The organism is Streptomyces chiangmaiensis, assembly GCF_036281785.1.
Lineage (GTDB): Bacteria > Actinomycetota > Actinomycetes > Streptomycetales > Streptomycetaceae > Streptomyces > Streptomyces chiangmaiensis.
In genome coordinates, this window is record NZ_JAYWVC010000425.1 from 1 (window position 1) to 3405 (window position 3405).

The window sequence follows — 3405 nt, forward strand, 5'->3', positions numbered from 1 at the left end:
TCAGAGACGCTGCAGTACGGCGGCCCCGGCGCGCACGATCGCGGACACCGGTGACTCCATCCACCGCAGCAGGTCCCGTGGCAAAGCGGCGTCGAGTTCGATGGTCACCCGGACGTACCGGGTGTGCAGTTGAGCGACCTTGGCGGGACGTGGTGCGGTGGTGTCCGGTCCCCGCTGCAATGCGGCTCGGTAGGTGTCCTTGCGCTGGTTCACGCCTTGTCCTGACGCTTGATGAGTTCGTCTGCGAGGTCCATGTACGCCGAGCCCTTGACCTCGACCGGGCTGCCGAACGACTGGGCGTACAGGTCGAGTCGCGGAATGTGGGTGGCCAGCACGTCGAATCCCCGCTCGGTGAGGGCTTCCCGGGCGTCGGCATCGGGACCGGTGCGCGTGGCGTCGGCACGATTGGTGCGGTTCAGCAGCACAGCGGCGCGCGCGGGCCGGGCCCGCAACGACTGTACGTCACCCATTTCGCCGCCGATCGGCGCCATGCGATCCAGCTCGATGGGGGCCGGGGTCACCGGTACGATCCACTCGCTCGCGTACCTCATGATGCTCCGGGTGATGTGCGCGTGGTCCTCCATCTGCGGGGCGTCGAAGACCACGGCCTGGCGGTTGCCGAGGAAGTCGTACACGCGTCGGTGCACGTCACCCACGGGGAGGGCGATCACAGGAAACGGGAAGCCGCCTGCCAATTCGCTCCAGCGCAGTGCGGAGGACGCGGGATCACTGTCGACCAGGAGCGGTGGCAGACCGGACTCATGAAGTGCGTGAGCCAACCAGACCGCGCTGGTCGTCTTTCCCACTCCGGGCTTCAGATTCACAAAGGCATAGCTCAGCGACACGAGAGTGAACGCTAATGGGCGCGAGCCGCCGGTTGCCGCGGCGCGGGACGCACAGCCCCGTGGTTCACCCTGCGGCGCCGGTCGATCATCCGTATGGGCGAGCGCGGAGGCGGCCGGCTCGCGAAGGACCTTGAGGAACGGCGGGCACGGCACCGCGACCGGGCCTTCGGCATCGACACCGCTTGCCATGGGCAGGAGGGCGTCGTCGGACCTCAGGCACCGGACGACCGGCCGCGCGCAGCCACTGTGCCGGCCTGCCTCATGACGTCGCTGCCCGGGCAGGGTATACGTCGAAGTGGCGTGCTTCGCAGGTGTCATCGAAGGGAAGGGGCGGCTGTGATGGAGCGGACGACGTGCTGCGTGGTGGGTGGCGGCCCCGCGGGCATGATCCTCGGTCTGCTGCTCGCCCGGGCCGGGGTCACGGTCACCGTCCTGGAGAAGCACGCCGACTTCCTGCGCGACTTCCGCGGCGACACAGTGCACCCCTCCACCCTGGCACTGCTGGACGACCTGGGCCTGGCCGAGCGCTTCGCCCGACTGCCACAGCGCCGGGTGACCGCGGTCCAACTGCCGCTCGGCGCCGACGATTCGCTGATCGCCGTCTCCGACATCAGCACGCTGCCGGGTCCGTACAACTACGTGGCGATGGTGCCTCAGTGGGATCTGCTGGACCTTCTCGCCGACGAGGCGCAGAAGGAGCCGTCCTTCTCGCTGCGGATGAACACCGAGGCGACCTCCTTCCTGGTGGAGCGCGGACGGGTGACCGGGGTGCGCTACCGCACCTCCGACGGCCGCACCGGCGCACTGCGGGCCACCCTCACCGTGGCCTGCGACGGTCGGGGCTCGCTGGCACGATCTCGGCCCGAGCTGGGGTTGCGGGAGTTCACCTGTCCCATGGATGCCTGGTGGTTCCGCCTGCCGCGACGGGAAGGTGACCCACATGGGCTGGTGGGGGGCGCGGGTGACCGGTTCCTGACCGCCATGATCGACCGCGGGGAGTACTGGCAGTGCGCCGCGCTGATCCCGAAGGGGACCGACTCCGAGCGCCGTGCCGCCGGTCTCGAACGGTTCATGGGCGAGTTCTCCGCTGCCGTGCCCTGGCTCGGCGACCGGACGCACGCGCTGCGGTCGTGGGACGAGGTGAAGATGCTCGACGTACGTCTCAACCGCCTCCGGCGCTGGCACCGCCCGGGACTTCTGTGCATCGGTGACGCGGCACACGCGATGTCACCGGTCTTCGGCATCGGCATCAATCTCGCCGTCGAGGACGCGGTGGCCGCCGCGCGCCATCTCGTCGATCCGCTGCTCAGGGGTGAGGTCGGACTTCGGGACGTACGCGGCGTCCAACGGCGCCGGTGGCCGACCACGGTGGTGACGCAGGCGCTGCAGCGGCTCGCTCACGCACGGGTCATCGCCCCTCTGCTCGCGGGACGCCCGCCCTTCGACCACGCCGGGCTGGCGGAGCGGGTGAGTGAACTGCTCACCACGTCACCGTGGCTCAGGCGTGTGCCGGCGTACTTCATCGGTTACGGCGCCCTGCGCGAACGTCCGCCTGCGCAGTCGGTGCGGTGAGCTGCCGGCGGCGGTCGGCTTCGTTCAGGACGGGGCGCCGGCCAGGACTTCCACCTTGCCGGTGTCGAGCGAGTAATAGGCGCCGACCACGGCAAGCGCGCCCTTGCCCACGAGTGGGGCCAGGTCCTGGTTGAACCGCAATGCGGCCGCGGTCAGCGTGACCTGGGCCCGGGCCATGGTCTCGACCGGGTCGGGACCGCCGTCCCGGGCTGCCTGCTCGTAGGCGGGTCGCAGTGCCTTGGCGATCGCCGCCAGATTGCCGGGCAGCGGTTTGCCGTCCCGGATGGACCTTGTACGCCGCCTCGACGGCACCGCAACGCTGATGCCCGAGCACCACGATGAGCGGAGTACCGCTCGTCATGGGCCCGTACTCCACGGAACCCGTGACCACCGGACCGACCGCCTCCCCGCCTGTGCGCATCACAAAGAGGTCTCCCAGTCCGGTGTCGAAGAGGAGTTCAGGCGGCACACGGGAGTCGATGCACGCGAGGATCGACCCGAAGGGCTCCTGCCCCTGAGCCACGAACTCGCGTCGGGTGGGATCCCGGTCGGGATGCCGAAGGTCTCCACGGACCCAGCGCTCATTGCCGTCCACGAGTCGCGCGAACGCCTCGGCGGGCGTGGCCGGTCGCGCGTCCGACGAAGCGGCGGCGGCCAGCGGGGCGGCGCTCCTCCATGAGCACCCCGCAAGCCCGACCGCGGCGACCGCGAGCCCGCTGCCCAGCAGAGTTCTGCGATCCGGCTGTCCCGCTGTGTCCATCGGCCGTTCTCCTCGGCTTGCCCAGACGCGTCCCCTACGACATGGCCGGGGAGGATTGTTCAGCGTGCCGGGCGAACCGGACGGTAGGCACAGGCGAGCATGGGACGCTTTGCCACCAACGGCGCAGGAGTCCGACGGCGGCCCTGCCGACAACGGCGAAGATCGTGTGGATCAGTCGCACGGCGACTTCGTCCGCGCATGGCGGCCGAGGTCGGTGCGTTGCTCAGC

General features: G+C 69.9%; 4 protein-coding genes and 1 pseudogene. 1 reads left to right on the forward strand and 4 read right to left on the reverse strand.

The window, feature by feature from the left end; translation table 11 throughout:
- Both VXC91_RS43725 and VXC91_RS43730 read right to left on the reverse strand, forming a co-directional pair.
- Window positions 1–213: a hypothetical protein gene (locus tag VXC91_RS43725; protein ID WP_329512911.1), complete on the reverse strand. Its 213-nt coding sequence runs from the start codon at window positions 211–213 to the stop codon at window positions 1–3.
- A complete protein-coding gene (locus VXC91_RS43730; RefSeq protein WP_329512912.1) occupies window positions 210–845 on the reverse strand; it encodes a ParA family protein in 636 nt (211 codons plus the stop codon). Before VXC91_RS43730 ends, VXC91_RS43725 begins: the two co-directional genes overlap by 4 nt.
- Window positions 846–1184: 339 nt before the next feature.
- On the opposite strand from VXC91_RS43730, the gene VXC91_RS43735 reads away from it, so the two are divergent.
- Window positions 1185–2417, forward strand: a complete 1233-nt coding sequence (locus VXC91_RS43735; protein ID WP_329512913.1) for an FAD-dependent oxidoreductase — start codon at window positions 1185–1187, stop codon at window positions 2415–2417.
- 24 nt (window positions 2418–2441) lie between these two features.
- Here VXC91_RS43735 and VXC91_RS43740 read toward each other — a convergent pair whose 3' ends face one another.
- A complete protein-coding gene (locus VXC91_RS43740) occupies window positions 2442–2729 on the reverse strand; it encodes a hypothetical protein (RefSeq protein WP_329512914.1) in 288 nt (95 codons plus the stop codon).
- 31 nt (window positions 2730–2760) lie between these two features.
- Window positions 2761–3177, reverse strand: a pseudogene (locus tag VXC91_RS43745) (carbonic anhydrase); the annotation flags it as partial.
- Window positions 3178–3405: the final 228 nt, after the last annotated feature.